General features: G+C 51.3%; 11 protein-coding genes. 7 read left to right on the plus strand and 4 right to left on the minus strand.

The window, feature by feature from the left end; translation table 11 throughout:
- Positions 1-5: 5 nt before the first annotated feature.
- The 7 genes from M2133_RS06200 to M2133_RS06230 are packed head-to-tail and all read left to right on the plus strand — an operon-like array spanning position 6 to position 9,235.
- Positions 6-1,025 carry a fimbrillin family protein gene (locus M2133_RS06200; RefSeq protein WP_277465157.1) on the plus strand — a complete coding sequence of 340 codons (1,020 nt, stop codon included), beginning with the start codon at positions 6-8 and terminating at the stop codon, positions 1,023-1,025.
- Between the two features lie 28 nt (positions 1,026-1,053).
- Entirely contained in the window at positions 1,054-2,214 is a 1,161-nt protein-coding gene (locus M2133_RS06205; RefSeq protein ID WP_277465158.1) for a fimbrillin family protein, read from the plus strand.
- A gap of 17 nt (positions 2,215-2,231) precedes the next feature.
- Positions 2,232-3,818, plus strand: coding sequence for a fimbrillin family protein (locus tag M2133_RS06210; RefSeq protein ID WP_277465159.1), 1,587 nt, complete (start codon positions 2,232-2,234; stop codon positions 3,816-3,818).
- A complete protein-coding gene (locus M2133_RS06215; protein ID WP_277465160.1) occupies positions 3,815-4,927 on the plus strand; it encodes a fimbrillin family protein in 1,113 nt (370 codons plus the stop codon). The genes M2133_RS06210 and M2133_RS06215 overlap by 4 nt, the downstream gene beginning before the upstream one ends.
- Positions 4,928-4,936: 9 nt before the next feature.
- The gene (locus tag M2133_RS06220; RefSeq protein ID WP_277465161.1) at positions 4,937-6,148 is read left to right on the plus strand and encodes a hypothetical protein; all 1,212 of its coding nucleotides are present in this window, start codon (positions 4,937-4,939) and stop codon (positions 6,146-6,148) included.
- 12 nt (positions 6,149-6,160) lie between these two features.
- A complete protein-coding gene (locus M2133_RS06225) occupies positions 6,161-7,309 on the plus strand; it encodes a hypothetical protein (RefSeq protein WP_277465162.1) in 1,149 nt (382 codons plus the stop codon).
- 12 nt (positions 7,310-7,321) lie between these two features.
- Positions 7,322-9,235, plus strand: a complete 1,914-nt coding sequence (locus tag M2133_RS06230; protein WP_277465163.1) for a hypothetical protein — start codon at positions 7,322-7,324, stop codon at positions 9,233-9,235.
- 1,513 nt (positions 9,236-10,748) lie between these two features.
- Here M2133_RS06230 and M2133_RS06235 read toward each other — a convergent pair.
- From M2133_RS06235 to M2133_RS06250, 4 genes are all read right to left on the minus strand, one after another.
- Positions 10,749-13,730: a T9SS type A sorting domain-containing protein gene (locus tag M2133_RS06235; RefSeq protein WP_277465165.1), complete on the minus strand. Its 2,982-nt coding sequence runs from the start codon at positions 13,728-13,730 to the stop codon at positions 10,749-10,751.
- A gap of 196 nt (positions 13,731-13,926) precedes the next feature.
- Positions 13,927-21,354, minus strand: coding sequence for a cell surface protein SprA (sprA, locus tag M2133_RS06240; RefSeq protein WP_277465166.1), 7,428 nt, complete (start codon positions 21,352-21,354; stop codon positions 13,927-13,929).
- 32 nt (positions 21,355-21,386) lie between these two features.
- Positions 21,387-21,974 carry a Holliday junction branch migration protein RuvA gene (gene ruvA / locus M2133_RS06245; protein WP_277465167.1) on the minus strand — a complete coding sequence of 196 codons (588 nt, stop codon included), beginning with the start codon at positions 21,972-21,974 and terminating at the stop codon, positions 21,387-21,389.
- An 86-nt stretch (positions 21,975-22,060) separates the two neighbouring features.
- Positions 22,061-22,939: an SMP-30/gluconolactonase/LRE family protein gene (locus M2133_RS06250; protein WP_277465169.1), complete on the minus strand. Its 879-nt coding sequence runs from the start codon at positions 22,937-22,939 to the stop codon at positions 22,061-22,063.
- Position 22,940: the final 1 nt, after the last annotated feature.

The raw sequence follows: 22,940 nt of genomic DNA on the forward strand, positions 1-22,940 counted from the left end.
AGATCATGAAAAAGAGTTATGTATGGCTGATCGCTATTCTGGGAATGGCAACAGCATGGACCGGTTGCTCGAAAGACAACGGCAACGGCATCGACACCCCCACCCCGCAAGAGGAACAAGTGGAGATTATGGCAAAATCCAAGGCATTGACCTTGAATGTAACAACAAAGGCTCCGTTTGAAGGCACGATAGGTGAGGACAGTGAACTGACCGCACGCGTATTGGTATCCACGACGGAAGGTGATTATTCAGATACTCATACGGACGGGACGATGATTTTTGCTGACAATGGAGAAACTGCTGTTGGTTTTGAGACCGGTTTTGATGGGAATAAGTTTTTCCCGGGCAATGATGATATCTATCTGGTTGGATTATATCCGGTAACCACTGCCACAATAGCAGATGGAGCTGTTGCTTATACCATTGATGGGAAGAGTGATATAATGTTTGCCGGAGAAGAAGAAACAAGCAAAAATGCGGAAACTGCTCCTACGTTAGCCTTTACCCATCTTCTGACCAAGCTGAATATATTTGCAGTTACTGCGGATGATGCTACAGCTGAAGCTTGGGGAGATATTATTGAACTGACTATAACCGAAAGAAATGTAGCAGCGATTACTCTTGCTGATGGCACAGTTGATTTTGGAGAAGATACCGGTTCAATTTCATTTTATGATATAACGGGTGATGAAGCTGTATCTGATGAAAACGCTTTGTCTATTACTGTAGTTCCTGAAGAACAGGAAGAGGGGAACGAAGTAGAAGCAGAAGTAATTGCTTATTCTTTGGTAACGCCAATTGAATTAGCACAAGAAGAGACTTATACGCTTTTATTAAAAACAGCAACAAGTGGAGAAGAAGCAATCAGCGTTCCAATAACAATTACTCCTTCCGATGAGGATATAGATTCGACCGCCGGTTATTATTTTGATATCACATTGACTTTCAAGGGTACGGAAATCACAGCTACGGCAACCGTTACCGATTGGGTTGCAGGCGGAACCGGTGCCGGTACAATCGAATAATACCTCATACATCTAAATACATACAAAAATGAAAAAGTTTTTATTATTTGCTTTCTCCGTTTGCCTATTGAGTGCTTGCAGCTCAGGCTCGGAAGATATTGGGAGTGATATTCCCAAAGAAGATCCGCCGGTAGCAATTACCCTGAGTGCGAAAAGCCTGACAATTGATGTGAAGACAAAAGCGCCGTATACGGAAACGACGCCGACTGAAGCTGCGCCATTGAAGGCATGGGTGATTTCCAGTTTGGCTTCCGGTGATTATTTAGGGCGTCATTCTATCGGAACGATGACGTTTGAGGGGGTAACCGCCACGAAAGAAACAGGTGAAACGCCTTATGACAGTGGTGCGGAGAATCCTTATTATCCGGCTGATGAAACTATACCGCTTTATTTTATCGGATTGTATCCGACTGCGGCTACGGAAGGCGATCCGGATTGGACGTTTTCTGCAGAGAAGAGCGAAGCTTCTTTTACTTTCGACGGTAAAGCAGATGTGATGCATGCCGGCGAGGTATCGAAGAGCAAAGGGGAGTATCTTGCTGAGGATGGTAAAGCTCCGGCTCTTGCTTTTGCACACCAACTGACGCTCTTGCACGTGTATCTAAAAGCGGAGAACGAAAACGCACAAGCCGCTTGGGGAGAAATAACAGGAATAGAGCTGGTGAAAGCAGGAGATGCTGCGGCAAGTAATACGATTACTATAAGTACGGGAACTGTGGAAGTCGAGGGTGGTGAGGAAGGCGAAGAAACCTATGCCGCCGAGATCACGTTCTCAAGCGTTCCGGCAAAAGACACACCGATCCCATTTTATATTGCGGAAGAAGAAACAGAAGTGGATGAATCGATTTCGGTAATTTATAGCGATGGAGTATTTCCTAAGGTGAACGCTGAAACAGGAGCCGCGTATACATTAAGCTATGAGGCCACTCCACTTGCAGCGTATGCCATGGTGGAAGCAATCACTGCTGACGGCACACTCGACTATACGTTGAAAATCAAGTCTAAGAAGTATGAGGCCGGACGTGAAGTAGGGATAAGCTTAAAAAGGTTGGACAGTGACACCTTCACAGGAAGCACCCAAGGCAAATCCTTCAATATCACGTTGACCTTTGGTACAACAGAGATTAAAGCCACCGCTACGGTTACTGGTTGGGAAGAATCCGGCAGCGCCGAGGAAACTGTAAAGTAAAAACATACATATAAGAAGTGAATAAACCTCTCGTCATAGTATCCCTTTGTCTGACAGCCCTTCTGGTTTTGTTCGCCTGTTCGGCGGATGAGAACGGAGGGGGTGTTGGTCTCGATGGCAACGGTAGGCTGATCCGGGCAAGTGCCCAGGCGGTATCCTTGCATTCGGTGGCGACAAAGGCACCCTATGACGAGACTACTCCAAGTGAAGACCATCCGCTAAAAGCCCGGGTGCTTGCTTCGACTACCTCCGGTTCGTATAGTTCCTGGCATGCCAATGGCACGATGACGTTCACGGGAGAAGAGTTAACCCCTTATGATACGGAAGACTTTGATGGCAAGAATTATTATGAACTGACCGGGGATCATTATTTCTGTGGCTTATATCCGGATACCACCTGGAGCAGTCCGACAACTACCGCTTCTTTTACCTTCACCGGCAAAGAAGATGTGATGTTTGCCCCGCAGGTCACCTCGGATATCACGCAGGCGGCAAGTAAGCCGGTATTCCAGTTTGAGCATCTCCTGACCCGCCTGAATATCACCCTTGTAGGGGAAGACGGTGGCATCCCTAACGCCTGGGGCGAGATTACGGCATTGGCCTTAACCAGTGTGCCCAATACGGTGACGGTCACCTTGGGAGGAACGGATCTCGAAAAAGCCGCTCCCTCTTATACCGGCAACGCAACAATAAACGCACATCTATATTCAGAAGATGATACACCGGTCTCCACCGAGACTCCGGTTACCATACTCTCCTTAGCCACTCTCGATGAGGATGAAACCCCTCAGCCCCAGGCTTATATCCTTGCGGCGCCGGTGACGGCTATCAGCGGCAGTGCTGCCTACACCTTGTCGATAACGACCGCCAACGGGAGCGTCAGGACAGTCCCGTTGAAGCTGGAAAAGACCGAGGGCGGAGCGTTTACCGGCAATACCCGCGGTTGTTCATTCAATATCATCCTAAACTTCCAGGGGGATGAGATCTCTGTGGAATTTGCTAACGAGGATAATATTAAACTTAGCGGATGGGCTGCAAGCCTGGTATTGCAAACGATTATGCTCACCTGGGATAGAACGCGCGACGCGAAGAATATGCTATTTGCGCTTAACGCACTCAATACAATCAATGCGAATAGTATTTCGCATACCTACTCTTATTTTGGCTTGTATGGTGTGAACGATGTCGATCACGATATGGAGTTTGATGTGAATGTTCTTGCGTCTTGGCTTTCCAGTTTCAAGTCGGGGCAGCACGTGATGTTCGACCTGAAGAAGCTGGTGCGTAATTGGGGTACGAATCCCGGCTCCCTTGAAGACGATCCCAGTGATGACAAACCCTGGGAGGTCGTTCTGAAGAATTATGACACGAATTGGGAACTCGCGCCCGCCAAGCAGACAATCAAGATAGCGGATTATCCGACGGTCGACTGGACAAAGTGGGCGGAAGATACGGATCAGGAGATCGTTGACGGGATCACAGCTGCCACGCTACCCGCCACCAATGGCTTTCCGAAAGCGGGAGGTGCCGAAGGAGATACTGTCCAGATCCAACCTTCGCCTATTCTGACCGATAAAGGCACGATTATAATAAAAAGGAAATGATGATAAACCGAACGACATATCTCGCACTTCTGCTGTTGGCCGCCGCTTTATGGAGTTGCAGCCAAGAGCCGGTGGAAGAGCCTGTGCCACCTCGGGTCGAAGCACATCCGGTAGGGTTTCTGGTGGACGGAAATCTGAGCAAAGGGGTGGTAACGACGCATAAAGATTCGATCTATTCGCTCGGTCTTATCGGTTACTCCACCGAAGATTCTTTTGATATAAAGGCGAAAACATCTGATCCCAACTTATTCGATAATGTGACTGCCTACAGAGAAGAGATCGGAGGCGTATCCTGGATCTACGACCAGCCCGTCTATTGGCCATCCAATTCGGCTCTGAAGAATACCTTCTTTGCTTATTCGCCTTATCAGGATGAATTCCCTGACGAGTCGATAACGATTGTAACGGATAAAGGCTCTCCACGGATCATCTACAGCGTACCGGAGGCAATGAGCGAGCATACCGATCTGCTCTATTCGGTATATAATACGGATGTAGCCAATATCAATTACACCGAACAGAACAGGGGTACGGTTAAGCTTAATATGAAACACGCGCTGCTCTGGCTTCGCTTTATGATCGCGGCGGAGAAACAATCCGGACATGCGGATGAGGCTTATACCGTTACCGAATTCAATATGACAGCAGGGCGCATCATCAATACCGGCCTGTTTGATATGGCTACCGCCACCTGGTACAGTATCCCTGAACTGCCCAACGGAGAATATGAGTCCGTAAACTATGATTTTGATAACCTTGAGGATGAGCCTCTAGTGGTGAAGGCCGATTCAATGTACCCTATGGGTGGCGTTTCCTACGATCATTGCCTGATGATCATCCCACAGAGTATTGTGTTGAGTGAGAATGAAACCGCTGTGAACGTAGCCTTTACCTATGATACCGGTTTAGAAGATGATCCGGAAAAAGATATCGAACGGTACATCACGATGCCTTTCCCCGACGTCAAACTGAATAAGCCAGGTTATGTGATGACATTTATTGTGAAGTTATCCACTGAGGGAGCACGTATCACCTTCCATAGCAGCAACCCGATAGCGGAATGGCTGGAAGAAGAGGATGATCCCCTGCGGGAGATAGAAACGTATTAATTGGTTGAGATGAAACAAACGCTATATATACTAATCGCTTTATGTGGTGTCGCATTATTTGGGGGATGCACTGGGGAAGAACACTCCCCCCTGCCGGAAGAGCAGCCCGAAAGGGCACGGCTCAGGCTGAGCGGTTCGTTGCAAGCGCAGAGTTTCACCACCCGAAGCCCTATCGTGCCCGACCCGGGCGGGATGATCCACCCCATCGCAGGTGCAGGAGAGCAAGGCACAAAAAGCCTACCGCCTTATCAGTTGGAGATCGGTATCATAACGACAGAGCTTTTCTCTCTAACAGGCATCAAAGACTGGGATAACGAGACCACTTACCTTGACCGCGGATTCTTCGGCGGCCAGTATCCGGGCGACAAACCTGAAAATTACGAAGGTGAAGCCGATGAACCCGAAGACCCCGAAAACGAACTCGGGAAATACGCCAGTACCGTTTGGACGGGCAATATCGAATATACCAACCGCATGGGAACTGCCATTCAGCAGGTGTTCTACGACGAGATGGTGGGCGGGGTTACCTATTTTCTGGTGGCGTTCTATCCCTATCATGCAGTCTATGATATTGCTAAGGTCGAGGAGGAAGAGAATGAAACGATGATCTGGGACGATGAAGGCGCCTCGGTTGTCTTCCAGGTCGACGGAAGCCAGGATATTATGGCTTCAACGATGGGATTTGCTAATATTGAAGCCCCATTCGATACGTCACTGTACTTCTCACACAAACTCACCGCCTTGCGCTGCCATTTCGTGGCTGAAAGCGAACTGGCGGAGATGCGTTATGGCAATATCCTCTCTGTGGAACTGATGAATCAGCCTGAATTCATAGGGTTGAATATCGGTAAGCAGGCTGAGGCTGAGGAGTGGGATGATGAACTTTTCGACGCGGCGGAGGATACCCAAACCGACTATTCGGCGGTGCGCTCCTCGAATGACGCATTGCCTTTGCCCTATCCTACGGAGGAGGATACACCTGCCACACCTATCGAATTTGGTTATATGCTTGCCATGCCTGCGCAAAGCTATACGTTCCGGATCATTACGGAGGTAAGAGATGAGGATAATCCATTATACGCCACCTATACCTTCCCTACTGATGATCTCCCATTGGCGGGGACCATCTACAAGCTAACCTTTACGATGGTCGAGACAGCGGATATCGTATTGGAAGTCGCCGCGGCGGAGGAATGGACGTTTGATCAAACCTTTGATTAATAGAGTAAAGAGATGAAGAAAGAAACGATACGATATATAATCTATGCCCTGTTATTGGTGATCGCGTTCGCCGGATGCAATGAAGCGGAAGTGCCCGTTCCGGAAGACGATGAATGGGTCGCTATCGAATTGGTGGGCTTGGATAGCGCGGTAGAGGTGACACGTGGCGAGGGCGAGATTGACAATGCGACGATTATCGTCTTTCAAGCCACAGAGGAAGATACATACGAGTTTTTATACTGCCGCACGATTAACTATGGCAACAACGAAAGAGTCTACCTGAAAAGGGGAGCAACATATAAGGTCTTTGCTATTGCGAACCTCGATGATGCCAACTGCCCCGATGACGAAGAGGTTACGGCGGATACCTACTTCGACGATGTAAAGACACTGGATGGTCTTGCCCAGAAATACTTTATCTCCGCGGTCGAGCAACCCGGCGCAGCGCCTGATAAAATGCCGATGATAAGCGGCACCACAGAAAGTCCGTTTGAAACGGTGGTCTTGCCCGAACGCCTCGCATTGGACGGAGAGGGTAAGTATCCTGTGGTTACACTCCCCTTACGCCGCTTATACACCAAGGTCGCGGTTAATATCTATAACCATGCGAACTCCGAGGTCGATTTGGTTTCCTATTATGCGAACAATATCCCGGCAAACTCCTGGATCGTCGAACGGGCGAATGATGATCTTGATGGTGATTACCCGCAAATATTGACGACTCCCGCTGCCGGTTATACTCGATCTTCTCTAACAGGTATTGGTACAAGCACTACCGAAGGAGCGTATAAAAAGTATAATTTCGATATCTATTGCCTGGAGAACCGCAGGGGGACTGTGTCGGGCTTGACCAGTACGAATGTGTATGACCGGAAGGCACTGGCGCCTGAATACGCGTTTGAGATCTGTTTTCAGGGCAATGTTACAGTCAATGAAAAAGAAGAAGTACTTCAGACCTACGTCGTTGTCGGTAAGGGATACGATGAGGTTAATACGCCAATCTATAATAATTTTGATGTCGACCGGAACTGTATTTACACGGTAAACATCTATGTAAACGGTGTTGGCAATGTGGTAGCAGACTCCCGACGGATGTATCTGAATGTGGCGATCAACGGAGAGTTGACACCACCTGAAGATGGAGGGGATACCTGGTTTTAATATAATCAAGAGATGAAAACGAAGAACGATATACTATGCCTGTTGATGGTTGTCCTTGCCGCGTTTGCGGTATCGTGCAACAATGAAGAAGGGCTTCATAAGGATAAAGAGAAAGAGCAGTTGGCGTACGACCCTTCCACCCATTATTCGTTTGCCGTATCCGCCGGACGTACGCTGACCAAGGGGGATATGCCGGATACACGTGCTACGCTTGATCCAACCGTTGAGGGATATCCCTATTTATGGGAACTGGGCGATCAGGTGGTGATGGCTGTTACTCCTGTCGACGTGACAACTGTTATTGGAGGCTTTGAAGGAGGGATGCTTTTGGAAACCATAAATCCGGTACCCGCTTCAACCACCACCTTTTTTGCGGAGCTGGAGCAGGATCAGTTTATGAGTTTAGTGGATGGTGGACCCACCTTTGACTTTTATTCTTACTTCCCTGCCAATCTGAACGGGGTGGACGGCACTTCTTTCCCCGCGAGCTTGACATTTACTATGCCCGCTTCCTATACCCTCGTTCCCGATACCTTTGTGAATGAGATCTACGCGCCAATGATAGCCATTGAGCGCGATAAAGAGCCGGAGATCTCCTATCCGGAAGGGGAGGTAGAGAATCCGGTCTGCCAGTTAGGCGGTATCGACTTCACGTACGAACATATCCTGTCGTACGCCGCGATCGATATGGACGTGCGGCTACTGCCCGATCCCGTGACCACCATTACGATGACGGTCGATGGATCGGATAATATCATCAATGGGACGATGGTGTACTACCCCTCTACCGGCAACTATGAGTTTACAGAAGGCTCCAATAGCGTAACCATCGATATCACCGACGGCCTTACCGTCGGCAATGATCAACTTCTTTATATCCCTATGCCGGTAAAAGACCTCTCCAGGCATACGTTCACCTTTACCTTTACCACAGCGAATCCCAAAAAATATGCCTACAAAACATTAACCACCACCTCGGGCGTAGACTTCGAACGAGGCAAGATCCATCGGATCCACGTGGCCCCCGCGGCGGAATATGCGGAAGGGACAAGTTTTGCACTTACCGAATCAGGTCTGTATTATATAGAGGCCTGGGGGGGCGATGGGGGGACTGGAAGCAACTCTAATGGTAACAACAATTATGGCGGCACTGGAGGAAGGGGGGCGAATGTACGTGGGCTTTATTCTCTCAGTAAAGGCGAGGTTCTTTCCATACAGGTCGGAGGGGTTGGTTCATCAGCATCAGGAAGAACAGATAACCGAGCAGGAGGAGTCGCTTTGGGGCCAAATTATGGACTTGGCAATGGTGGTAATGGAGGCAATGGTCAAAATGGAAGTAGTGCAGGAAATGCAGGTGCGGGTGGTGGAGCTGCTTCGGGCGTGTTAAGCAATGGAGCCAAAGTTATGATCGCTGGTGGTGGTGGTGGCGGCGGCGGCGCAGCATCAGGGACCAGACCTCCTGACGGAGGTATTGGAGGTGCGGGAGGTGTCGCCAATAACAACGGAGAGGATGGAAAAATCGGATATGACCGTCATAACGCTACTGGCGATCGTAATGGCGGTGGCGGCTATGGAAGCGGTGTTGGTGGCTTTGGCTATAGCGGACAAGGTAGCAACGGAGATGGAAGTAATAGTTCCGATACTACTGGAGGTAACGGTGGCGATGGCTACACTATCGGTACAGCTTTACTTATCGGCGGCGGCGGCGGCGGCGGCGGTGGCGGCGGTTATGTGAGAGGTGGCGGCGGTGGTGCCGGTGGTGCCAGGGGTGCTACATTTAATGCAGCCGGTTCCGGCGGTGGCGGTGCCGGTGGTGCCAGTTTTAGCATCACTCAGGCAAACAGTTCCGGCTACACCCTCCCAACCAATCCGCGTCTCTCTGGCTCTGATGGCTATGTCGTGATCACCCCTATCCGACAGCGATAAGTTCTTTAGGCACGGATCACACGGATTTATGTATTTTGTTTGTGTCCTGTAAGGACAGTGAGCGCTGAAAGCGCGTTAGAGCCCAGCCCAGGGTAAGTAGGCCGTTAGGTCTACGCAACCCTGGGTCGGGAACACACCCACACACAACGGAGCGCTGAAAGCGCGAAAGCAAATCTTTCGCGCTTTCAGCGCTCCGTTTTTATATATATCCCTAACCCGGGGTGGCGAACCTCTTCAAGGTTCTGACCCCGGGCTGATGTATTACGCGCTTTCAGCGCTCATTGTCCTTTCAGGACGATCGCACACAAATCCTGACTCATAGTAAATCATTTAATCAGTAGAATCAGAGTTCAGAAATCTTCCCATTTTCTTCGATTTACCGCTCCGCGCCTACCAACTACTAACTACCCACTACCCACTACCGAAGAAAATCGGAAGATTTTCTTCAATGCGATTTCTAAACCATTGAAAATAAGACATTAATATCCCCTTCGCAAACTTCCGGTAGTTTGCGTACCAACTACCGGTAGTTTGGCGATAAAGTATTAGTAGTTTGCGCGCAAACTACCGGAAGTTTCTCACATAAAAGTTTTTAGTCCGGTCTTCACCTTTCACCCGGTCGCCAGATCCTTGTATTGATCAGCATTTCGGGTGAAAGGTAAAGACATACTTAAAAAAACGTCAGACCTTGCCGAAAAGGCTGCCGGCCTTTTGGAAAACCCTGCCGGCCTTTTGGAAAACTCCGGCGGCCTTTTAGAAAACTCCGGCGGCCTTTTTCGGGAAGCCTCCATCCTTCACCCGAAACGCTGATCAATACAGGGATCTGGCTGTCGGGTGAAAGGTGGAAGGGGGTGTAAAACTTTTATGTGTAGGCTGCCCAAAATAAACATTGCACTTTCGTCGCCTAAAGCGCAATGTTTTGTTCACCAAAGTGCAATGTTTTTTCGACCAAAGTGCGATGTTTTGGAGAAGGGGGGTCTGGCGTTTCAAATCTTGTGAAAAGTGAAGATTTGCGACTGTTGCTATCTTGGCTCCTTGCCTGGCCAGGCGAGGGGGACCGCTGCTTGCAGCGGTGGAGTGGTTGTTCCTATTAGTAATTTATTGGTATATAGTCACCTAACAAAGACAACCTCTCCACCACCGCAAGCGGTGGTCCCCCTCTCCTGTCCAGGAGAGGAGCTTAGATACTACTGATTTGTACACAAAACCTAACTCATAATTCATCATTTAATCAGTAGAATCAAAGTTCAGAAATCTTCAAATTCCCTTCTATTCCCCACCACCCCGCCTCCTACCTTCTCAATTAATCATTAATCATTAATCATTAATCATTAACCATTAACCATTAATCATTAACCATTAGAATCCGCCTACCCACTACTAACTACCCACTACCAACTACGGAAGAAAATCGGAAGATTTTCTTCCACTCCCTCTACTGGAAAAAGAACCGGCAGCCTTGGGGGGGCTGCCGGTGGGGATTGCTATTGCATATAATAAGGGGGTATTGTGTTTAGGGGATAAGGAGTTTGGTGCGGGTTTGGCCGGTACGTACGAGGTAGATGCCGGCGGGTAAGGTGATGGTTTGCGAGCCGCGCAGGGCAGGCAGGGATACGATGTTCTTGCCCGTCAGGTTGTACACGGCGACAGGCACCGGTCTGTCTGTGGTATTGACCATATACAATTGATTGTTGACCACCGAGAGGGTGACTTCTCCTTCGGCCAGGCGTGCGTTGGCGGTGGTGTCGAATCCTTCGATGGTGATGGTGATCGGGCCGGTCACGCTGTCGATGGTGTATTGGCCATTGGCATCGGGCTGTAGCTCTACGCCGTTGATACAGATCTTCAGACCGTTCAGGGCTTCCGGATCATTCGCCGTAACGGTAAACTGGAAAGGCTTGCCGTAGTCCACCCGGTGGTTGCCGGCGCCGGGGGTGAGTGTAAAGCCTTCGGGCAGTGTGGGCAGAGTGACGGTGTACTGGCGCAGGGCGATCACGATTGCCTGTGCCGCGGTGGGGGGATTGAGGATATAACTGCCGCCCCTGTTACCGATGGTCGGGGTGAATGCCGTTTCCACTCCATCGATCCATAGGAGGATATCGTCGCTTGTGATGCCGGCCTCGTCTGCCCAGAAGTTCAGGAAGAGATGATCCTCCTCGGTAATCAGCAATTCGCCCGCCTGATGGTTAACGGTAATGCCCGCCCCAACTTCCAGCCATATGCTGTGGAGGGTGGTGGCCGGTGGGTAACCATCCCATTCTTCCCAGCTAAAATGCGGGAACGCCTCGCCTTCCCGGATCGACCAGTTCGCCTGATTGAATGTCCATCCCGCCGCCAGGAAGGTGGCACGTTTTTGCATCTCTTCGGTGGTGATACCGGTTGCGCCGTTCGAATCGCCGAAGCCAACGCCTGATAGGGCTTGGTTCTCGGTTATATTGTAAAAGGACGTATTGAGCGGGCGACCGTCACCTCGCTCTCCTGACAATCCGCCTCTATACCCATTGCCGGTATCCACCTCGCCGGCGGCATAACATTGGGTGATACTTCCATCTTGACTACCCACTAATCCGCCGATCCGTGGGTTATTACCTGTTCCCTCGATATCACCCAGGGCATAACATTGGAAGAGGGAACCGCTATTTAGATCACCTGCCAGTCCGCCGCCGGCACCTGTATCATTGGAAACAGTTACCTGGCCGGTCGCGTAACTCTGGGTGGCGGAGCCATTATGTAAAGTGCCGACCAGGCCACCGATATGATTCTTTCCACTTACCTCCACCGTCGCCGCGGAACGAAGTATGGAACCATGCATATAACCCACCAGTCCGCCGATTTCAGTATTGCCTGTGACTGTACCGCCACCGGTTACCCGGCAGTCTTGCAGGGTGGTATTACTATCGCCCGAGCCAAGCAGCCCAGCGACATGACCATCTCCTTTGACCACTTCCCCTTCCGGTATCTCCACGGTCAGGTTTTTGATTATGCTTTCGCCCCCGATATATCCGAAAAGGCCTACCAGAATAGTCTCTTCTCTATTGATCCATAAGCCACTGATCGTAAATCCGCCGCCATCGAATGTGCCGGTAAATGCGGCATCCCAATTACCTATCGGCAACCAGCCAGCTGCGCCATAGATCTCGCCGGGGGCCTTGGAACTCCCCAGCCGCTTGCTCAGGTTGATATCTTGGCTCATTCGGTAGTGTTTATCCAGTGCGTAACGCACCCGATTGAGTTTGGTCGGCCCAGAGATCAGGTATGGGTCATTGATTGTGCCTGTGCCTTGATAGAAGAAAAGCCCTCTCAGGTCAGGTAGGGTTTGACCTGTGGGGTCTTTTACCCAGATATTGTCTGTGTTCCAGCTTAAGATGGGTTGGCCGGAGAGATTACCGTCCCAGTTCGTACCGTTATCGGTAGCATGATCTATCCAATTATTTGTTTCTACTGAGGCATAGGTATTGGTGATCGTGGAGGTAACATCATCCCCCTTATCCCCAATAATCCGCCGGATCGCAGAACCGTCGGGACCGGATAAGTCCTCCAGTACAGCCAGGCAGTGGGTAAAGGAGAGGGAGGAATTGCTATCACCATACCCCACTAAGCCGCCGGTGGCAAGGTAACCACTTTTACCTCCAATCACCTGGCCGGAAACATAAGAGTTGGTCGCTTTAAAGGTGGAATTACCGCTTACCCATCCCACTAATCCGCCGGTAGAATTATAAATAGTTGCACTTTCGCCTCCTATTATTATTCCCTGGAAATAACTATCGGTTAGTGTTAAGGTACCATTTAACTCACCCACCAATCCGCCGGTATAGGAGTTTTGTGTCCCACCTCCCTGTATATTTGTCCGGACTGCACAGGATTGCATCGTAAGGTTTACTTCGTAGGCCCATCCGATTAATCCCCCCGTGCTGGAATATCTGCTTCCCCCGGTAATCGCCATCCCATCGACCGCACAATTCTTCAGGGTAATTGTGCCAAAAGCGGCAGCGGCCAAAGCGCCGGTATAACTGTTATTATCGGTCATTCCCTGTATGGCTCCGTCTGACAGGTTTAGGTTTTGAATGGTGACCGGAAAGTCGTTACTTCCTTTTAGGCAACCGAAAAAACCCATAACTTGATACCCCCCGATCCTTTGGATATTCCGGATGGTACATCCGCCACCGTCAAAATGGCCCTGGAAAGCGGTATTGTTATCAAGAGTACTTCCAACCGGCCTCCAAAGATGTGCTGCCAGATCAATATAATCCGTATCATCAGCCGGATCCAGTTTAAAGTATTTCCCGCGATAGGTATCACCTTTGCCGGCGTTGAATTCATTGGCGAAAAAAGCCAGTTCAGCCGCGGTACTGATAATATAAGCCGTTTCGGCTGATTCACCGTTGCCACCGGCAAACTGGGTGGCTGCGTTGTTTGCCCAATAGGTGTCGGGCTCTGCCTGTAATATTCCTGCCGGAACGAATAGGGCGATCAGAAGAAGTACAATTTGTTTCATTATGCATTTGTTTTATTCGGTGTATGATTCGATTGATTGTTTCTCTTTGTTTGTGGCAAATATATGGATTGGGAAAATAGAATATGTTGCAATTGATCAATTGTAACCAACTTTTTCTGCTCCGACGGGTCGGAAAGAGCAAAATGATAGATTTACCGCCGTTGGGCGAGAGGAATGTAAGTTGCCTGCCCGTTAACTATTGCGTTAAGGAGAACTGGATGCTTAAACCGAAGTTGGAGTTGGAGGTCGGGAAAGAGCTGCTGGAGATCAGAGGTTCGTTGATCTGCAGGTCGTAGAATCCACGCAGGGTCAGTGCCCGGCTGACACCGTAGTCGACCGAGAAGGAGAGGGTTTTGGCGATATTCCCACTGGTAGCCTGGGTGAGTTGGTCTTCGATCTTACGGATCAACGACTGTTGCTTGCGGTGGGCATAGTCGACTTTGAGGTTCAGGTCGTTGCTGAAGTTCTGCGAGCCTTTTCTTTTCAGAATCTTATTGAATTCGGTGATGCGGTAGCCCAGGCCGACGACGATCTCATTGTTTAAGGCTTCGACGATCTGGTACGAAGAGATATTGAGGCTGAGGTTGCGGCTGCGGTTGTACATGGCGCGTACCGTCATATTGTTCAACAGGGTCGCGTCGGCGCCCAATAGGGGGTTGAACCTTTCGGAGATTGCTACGGAAGCGATCTCATAGGGCGACGAAGGCAATGGGTTGCCCGTCTGCACGCTGCGGATAAAACCTAAGCCATCGAGGCCGGCATCGACCCAGTTCTGGTAAGACGAGAAGGTGCCGACGGTATAGTTCGCCTGGTACTGATGGCTGATCGAGAAGCTCTTGAAGCGTTTCTTAAAGAAAGGCACCTGCATCAGTCCGTCGTAGGTGATGCGCCAGTTGGGCAATAAGGACGCCAATGACGGGAAAGCGGTGAGCGCGATACTGCCGGCATTCTTTCCCGTATAGGCGGAGAGGAAGGCGGGGATCAGTACATCGGCGGAGTTGCGGTCGACGGTGCCCACTTCGGCGTTGTACGCCTGGCCGCCCAGCCCCGTTCCTGCGATAAAGCCCTGATCGGGGTAGGTGGTGCCTTCGTATTGCTGCTGCAACCGGTTTCGGATGATATCGCGGTTGCTTAGGAATTTCTCGAAAGGAGCGGATTGGTAATTGTTGTCCACATTGCCGGTGCCCGAGAAAGCGGTCGACAGGGCGATGGTAGTCATATTGAAGCTACCGCCTTCGATCTGCGGCATGCCGTCGTACATAAATTGTACTTCCAGGCTATTCGAGGTCGAGCGTGTGGCGTTCAGGTCGATCTTCAGGCCGTTGATCGGTTCGAGGTTGGCACGCAAGACCAGGTTCCGGCTCCGGTTGATCATCGCCGCGTTCACATTGCTGGTATCGGTCACCAGCCATCCCTGCCGGAAGGCCTCGTCGATATACGAGCGGCGCACGTCGCCAAAGGCAAAGCCCAGTCCCGGCGCCATGGTGCTTCCCGAGCGCTGGCCGAACATGCCTCCGATCTCGGGGCGGAAGCCGGGCAGGTACATGCCGTCGCCGGTGGTATATTGAATATTAAACCGGCGAAGCATCATCAGGAAGCGGGCGGAGTATTCGGCGACCTCCAGCGTGACTCCTTTCAACGATGGCTTCTCGCCCGGGCGGACGGTGACTTTCAATGCGACCGTATCCTGGGTCAGGATACTGGCCTGCGAGAAGTTGATCGCTTTGTATTTGATCGGATAGCGTTTGCCGTCGAGGGTCTGGGCGGTGATTATCACTTTGTCGTTCAATAGTTTATGATCGATCAGTGTGGCGCTGTCGGGGTTGAGCTTGACCTCGAGTTCCACCTTGGCGGCTTTCTTCACCTCCGCCTGTTGCTGGCGGCGGTTGGCTGTCGCTGTGGTTTTGGGTGCAAACCGCTGGTTTACCTTTTTCAGGAAAGCGCTTTTGTTGTAGAGCGTCTGGAAGTTGAATCCTCCCTGTATATCGATCTGGCGCTGGTTGCGGATCGTATTGCCGATCTCGATGTCTTCGTCGTCGACCGTAGCGCCGCGTTCCCAGCGGTAGGTGGCGGTATAACCGACGCTGCTGTTCACCCAGTCGAGTACGGGGATGTATTGCAACGGCAGGGTGAGGTTCGCCTGGAAACGTTGGTCGTATTCCAGCGGGGTACCGAAGTTGCGGATACTCTGCATCACGGAGTCTTTCCAGATGCCGTAGTCGTCGGGGTTGAGCTTTTTATTCACCTGCACGTAAGGCTCTTCGATGCGGGCGTTCGTGCCGGAGGTGAAGCTGAAATTGAGGTTGTTCGTCAGGTTCCAACGCAGGCTGAACGCCCTGTTCCAGAGGAAGTTCTGGCTGAACGACGGATCGATCTTCAAGCCCGAGTTGCTGACATCCCGGAGTTGTATCTCGTAATAGTTCCGGTTCATCGACGTCTGGAAGCTGATGTTATTGGGCAGGTAGTTCAACGACAGTTGTTTGATGTATTTGGTGTAGCCGTTGTTCTTCTGGATCTTCTGGAACGGGCGGAAGGGCTTCACGTACGGGGTATAGTCGTAGGCGAAGTTCGCGCGGTAGTCTTTCTGCGTTTCGTAATCGGTCTCCGGGTTGCGCTTGCTGGTCTCGCTGAAGGAGTACCCCAGGGAGAAGTTCGCCGGGTCGTAGGGCATGGGGTTCTTGCTGCGCACGTCAACCTTCACGTTATTGAAAGCTACGCTTTTGACGGTTGTCAGTTCCTGCGCGAACCGCCGGATGGAGTCTTTCTCCGCCTGGGTCTCTACGACGTCGAGCGCGTCTTCCAATTTGACGTCAGTATCCAACGGGTTGTATTTCGGGTCGATCGTCTCTTTCGAATAGGCATAATAGAAGGGGATATTCACTTTTGCTTTTTCGGGGAAGAACTTCCCGAGCTGTATGTTCGTTGCGACGCTGAACTGCTTCAGATCGTCCAGGCGCCGTTCCATCAGCGACTGGTCTAAAGCGCCGAAGCCTGCCGTTTCGATCCGTCCGCTGGCGTTGACCGTTCCCAGGTCGGAGAGCGCGATATTCAGGTTCGCATTGGCTGCCCAGCCCCCTTCTTCGTCGAAGCCTGCCAGGCGCAGTTCGTTGACCCAGATCTCCCCGCTCTTCACACTGCTGGAGTTGTTGCGCACCCCGATCATGATCGTTTTCACTTCGCCCAGGCTGGGATTTCCCACGATGCGGATCGTATTCAGGTTGTTGTCCTGGTCGACATCCGAAAAGACCTGATGATATTCCGCTCCGCTTTCACCATTCCGTTTGGCTCTGTTGCGCTTGTTCTTCAATTCGGTGAGCACTTCGAGGCGGAAGTCCATCTTGTTCTGATCGGGCCATACTTTCCGCTGGTCGGACTCCGTCTCGTAATAGGATCCGGGATCGGTCAGGGTCAGTGGAACCTCGTATTCGTAGTAGTTGTTCTTATAGTCGGATCCCAAGCGGATAAAGACGGAGAGCTCTCCACCGGACAAGCCGGTATCATCGTCGATAAACTTTTCCGCGTGGGTAAAGAGTTGCAAGCGTTTGTACTGGCGAAGGTCGAAATAAGTATTTTTATAGACGGCGCGCGCATCGGCAGGTGCCAGCCGGGTAACCTTCAAAGACAAAGCCTGTTCATTCTCCTGGGTCAGTTGCGGCTGGCCCGGATCGACCATACGGGTGACGCCCGGCGGAATGACATAGTTGACAGGCGTACGCCGGCTATTCTCTTCGATATTGACGGAAGAAACGGTGAGCGTACCGTTCTCGATCGGTGGCACGTTGGGGTTCGATAAATCCTGCTCGTACGTACGCCAGTCGCCACGCACCAGGTCGAAAGAGCCGAAGCGCAATACGGTCGGTTTGGTGAACTGGGTCATATACATACGCATAAAGCGGATGGTCTTGAAGTCGCTGATGGAGCCGACCGTACGGTTGTAGCTCTTGATGGGGATACGGAACTGGTACCATCTGACTTTGTTGTTCTCCGTACTGCCGTTGGGCAGGCGCACAGTGGTGTCTCTGACATCCACGATATGATTACGCCCCACCACCAGGTCTTCCCGACGCAAGGATACTTTGTATTCGAAATACTTCTCGGTCTCGTTCAGGTTATTGTCCTGGTTGATATCTTCCACATCGGGCAAGGTCTTGGACGCGGAATTGTTATTGCCGGAGGCTTCCTGCGAATTGCCTTCCGTACCGTTATAGCGTTTGTAGCGTTCGAGGATGCCCGCTTCTGTCGATTCGTAATAGTCGTCGCGGTAATACATATAATTATCTCCGGCGGGGTCGTTCAATGGAGAAGCCGGGTTGTCGAGCATGGCATTTAGTATCTCGGGCGATAAAACCAGGGGCAGGTTATCGTAGAACTCTTTATAGGCGCCGTATGTTTTTTCTTCTTCCGAGTTCAAGCCGTTCAATCCGACATCCTGCTTCGGGCGGGCATTCGCCGTATTGTCGAAAGCATACCCCGTACTGGTCATTCGCGGCACCTTACCCCAGTGGGTATAATCGATATTCGTCTCGTCGTCGTTGACCGGCAGGCCGTTCTCGAAGAACTTCTTTCCGTCTTTCAGGATATCTTCCGAGATCTCCCCGAGGTTGAAATAGAGGTCTCCTCCTTCAGGATTCGTATCGTAGAGGAAGGGGTCCATCAGCCAGAACTCGATATACTGCACGTTGGCGGTCTCGAAGTCGCTCTGCTCGATTCGTCGCATCATCCCTGCCCAGCGCTTCTCGGGGAAAGAGAGGGTTCCGTCGCTGTTCAATGCCTGGGCATCGAGGTTGTACGGACCACGTTCGTTCGGGTAATACGCTACGTTGAGGACCGAGAGCACGGACGTCTCGTTGGTCGAGATGTCTTTATCCGGATACAATTCACGCACGGGAATGGCCCGCACATAATGGTTGGATAATTCGTTTTTGTCGATTCCCGGTATGTTCGTCGAGTTCGAGCGGTTGAAGATCCCGTCGATATAGTACCAGGAGAGTAAAGCCCTGTTTTTTCCGTAGTCTACATTGTCTGAGATGGACGCTTCCGGAAACAGGGGGTTGGCGCCGTCCTGGTAAGGGGTACTGGAGATCTGCCAGGAGTAGGGGTTCAAGAGGTTGAATCCGCTTTGGCTCGATTCGAAATCGTCCAGGTAGGAGTAAGCGCCGGAGTATTTGTTCTCGTAATGCCCGGCGATCAGGTGGGCAAACTCCGCATTGAAAGCGATCTGGCTGGGTTTGGTCAGATTCAGGAGCGGCAGCTTATCGAGCATATTCGTCAATAACTGGCTTTCTTTTTTATAGGAGGTATTGAGTCCCCATAAGGTGTTCTTTACCGATTCGTCGCCCGTTGTCGTCTTCACGGTCAGCGGCATCTCCGACATGTGCATGATGGTGGCTCCCAGGCTGAAGTCGGGCGTGAAATCGTAGTTCAGGTCGAGCCCCACCATGGTCTTGCGTTGCATGTTGTAGGTCGACTGATTCTCTAACTGAACCTGGATATTGGAGCCGCTCGAAGCGATGCTTTCATTGAGGATCGTCACGATACCGGAGGTGTAATCCACCGTATAGTCTACATTCTCGGTCAGGACGATGCCTCCGGCGGTCACCGTGACCGATCCGCGCGCCACATTGGTCGATCCCAGATCGATCTGGGCGCCCGAGGAGGCTTTGTATTCCCCGCGCAGGATGAATTTGTTTTTCTCGGCGATCTGTTGGGCTACCGTTTTGGTGGAGTCGTAAAGCTCCTGGTAGATATATTTCTCGGCAATCGAGTTGTTGCCGATCTTTTCTTTCAGGTGTGAGCCGAAAGGTTCGACAACGGGGAAGAAGATGCGCCCGGTCTCCGCGTTGACCGTATAGCCGTTCAGAAAGTCAAAGAAGCCGTCGGGGTAGGCATTCTCTTGTGAGTTCAGGCGGTCGAGGTTCATCACCCGCAACAGGATCTCTTCACTGATATTCCCATCCTGGATATAGTTGAGGTAGGTCCCTGTCGTATCGCTCTGGTAAAGGATATCCATCTTGAAATTCTCTTTCTGCACGGAATAGGCATTCAAAGAATACACATTCTTCATCATCAGGCGCCAGAAAGGCATGGAGGGTGCGGAGGTAACCCCTTTCAACAGTTTGACGATCAGGGTGGGGGATGTATTCGTATCGCTACCCACCTTGTCGGACGAGAACTCACCGACCTGGAAGGTCTGCCCGCCGTAATTGACTTCGAAGGCAACGGCTAAGACCTCGTCCTGTTGCAGTTGGGTACGCAACGAGAGATAACCCAGTTGTTTGTTCAGGATGTATTCCGACTCTTTCAGGCGGCGTGCGCTGGTCACCTTTTCGTAATCCGTTCCGTTGGTCAGGATAGCGCTTAAGATATTATTCACCTGGGCCTCGTCGCGTATGCCGGGGTAATTGTCGACCATGTTCCGGTAGAGGTTATTGGCGGCATTCTGCGGGATATCCGAGCTTCCGGCTCGTTGCACAAACGTCGGATTACTGATATGGGAGAACTCTCCCAAGTCGGAGAACCCGACAATGTTACGGGCTTCATTGAAGTCGTTGCGTTTATTGGTAATCCACACTTCGATCCGGTTGATCGTGATCGGCGAATTGACGTAAGGCAATGTCTTGAGCGCTTTGTCGTAATTGTCGTAGAAATAGTGCGCCAGGAAGTAATGGCGGTTCTCATCGTATTGGTCGACGGTGATCTCGAACGGGGTGGTTTGTACGCCGCCTTTGGAATTCACTGTTTTCGACTCGGATTCCTGCTGGGCGAACAAGGTGTTCACCTTGAGTTTCCCGAACTGCAGGTCGGCCTTCATCCCGAACAGGGCGGCACCCCCGCGGATCAGGGAGTTGTTGGTCGTCATACTCACATTCCCCGCTTCGATGTTCTTGATGATCTCGTCTTCTTCGCCCTGGTAGGCGAGTTTGAGTTTCTTGGAGTCAAAATCAAAAGAAGTTTCGGTATTGTAATTCATATCGAAACTCACTTTGCTGCCGACCTTGGCCTGGACATTCAATTGCACGCTCTCGTCGAAGTTGAAGAACGTCCGGCTACGCGAGCGTTCCGGCAGGGAAGGGTCTTTGGTGGTGTTGTTCTTCAAGCCCATGGTGATATCCGCGGTTCCTTGCGTACGGACGCGTACACCTCCGGGACCGAATATGCGTTCGGCGGCACCGATATCAAACTGGAGATCGGTCAGGTTGAGCTCTTTATTGGTCTCTTTCTGGAATTCTTCTTCGTTTTTCTGCCGGTAGTAGGCGCGTAAGGACTGTTGCAGGCTATAGTCCTGGTACTCTTCGGGGGTGAGCATGATGGGGGTACTGATCTCCATCTCACCGATGCGGGTACGGACGACATAATGTCCCGTACGGATATCGTACTCTACCGTTGTTTTCACATTCTCCGGGTCGCGCAGGTCAGCGGGATGTTGTTTCTCGAAATCTTTCAGATCCTCCGGAACGGTCTTGGCTACGGGGAAGCGGGTGACGGTGTCTTGTGGGGCCGCGGGCAGGCTTCGCTCAGGCAGGGAAGGGGTAATGTCCAGGAAGCCGGCATGCATAGCATAAATGCCCGCCCCGAACAGAAAAAGGGTAATCCATAAAAGATATTTCATTAACCGTCCCCTCATTTTCAACTCTCAGCTCTCAATTATCAATTGAATTAAAGCATCCGTAATGCTGTTTTGATCACCTGTTCGACCGGCAGGGCAGGCGAACCTTTGAGGATAGAAAGAACGGCTTTCTGCGAGGCTGCCTTCTGGAAGCCCAGCATCACCAGGGCGGCTGTGGCTTCTTCTACCACGGCGGCATTTCCTGCAACCGGGGTGGAAAGGTCTGTCGCGCCTTCGATCGGCTTCACCTTGTTCTTCAGATCGATCAGGATGCGTTGTGCCGTTTTCAGCCCGATCCCTTTGACGGCGGTAAGCGCAGTTTCGTTCTTGGTGGCAATCACCTGGATCAGTTCGGCGGGCGGAAGGGAAGAGAGGATCATGCGTGCCGTATTGGGACCTACGCCGGAGACAGAGGTCAGTTGCACAAACAATTCGCGCTCCGTCTTGTCGGCAAAGCCAAACAAGAGATGGGCGTCTTCCCGGATCACTTCCAACACATAGATCTTGCCGGAAGCCTTCCCGTTGAAAGCGCTGTACGTATGGAGTGAAATGTTTAATTCATAGCCGATCCCGCCGCATTCCATGATCAAACGTGTGGGGGTTAATTCCACAATTTCACCTCTGATATATTCTATCATTTGTTTTCGTCTTAAGAATTCATTCTTATTATAACGTAAAAATAGGTAAAAGCGTATATCTGACGGGCAGAAAAATACAGGAAAACTTATTCCCTGCCGGGGAACTCGGCCGTAAAAGTTTCAAAACATCCGCGATCCTGGAGTGTCACATAACAGCGGCGGCGATCCGCTCCGCCGAAGGTGATGTTCGATGGCTTTGCTCCCGCCAGCCTGATCTCGCGGATCAATGCCCCTTCCGGGTTGAGCATGGCAACCGTGCCTTTGTCGTACCGGCAGACGTACAGGTTGCCGCGGATATCACAGCGCATCCCGTCCATGCCGTATCCCGTAAAGTGGTGGAACAGACGTTTGTTGGCCACTGTCCCATCCGGCAGGATATCATACGCCCAGACCTTGAGCTGCACGGATTCGTTCACATAGAGTGTTTTGCCGCCTGGGCTGACTTCGATGCCGTTGGTCGTTCCCATATCCGACTCCAATAGGGTGACTTTGCCGTCGGGGGTGATCAGCCAGATCTGTCCCGTTTCGTTTGCCCAGTCCGGGTCGCTGGCGTAGATATTCCCGTCGGGCGACAGGGCGATATCGTTGGGCTGGTGCATCCCTGCCTCGTGGGTGAAAGAGATGATCTTTTTCTGTTCGATATTTACTCTCAGGATGTTATGCCCGGTATAATCGGCGATATGCATAAAGCCGTCGCGGTCGAAGCGGATCCCGTTGCCGGTCGATCCCTCGGGCAGGGTCATAAAAAGTTCGTGCGAGCCATCGGGACGCACGATGCCGATGGTGCCTTCCCGGCCGTAGTTGACCGCGTAAACATTGCCTTGCCGGTCGGTTGCCGGTCCTTCGATGCCGGAGGTAAAGGTCCATTCCGGAAGCAGGTCTTCCGTCTGCCGCTCTTCTCTCTTTTGAGTGGAGCAGGAAGCGAATAGGGCTGTCAGGAGGAGTATAAGGATTGTCTGTTTCATG

This window comes from Parabacteroides sp. PF5-6, from assembly GCF_029504695.1.
In the GTDB taxonomy this organism is placed as follows: Bacteria; Bacteroidota; Bacteroidia; order Bacteroidales; family Tannerellaceae; genus QVMG01.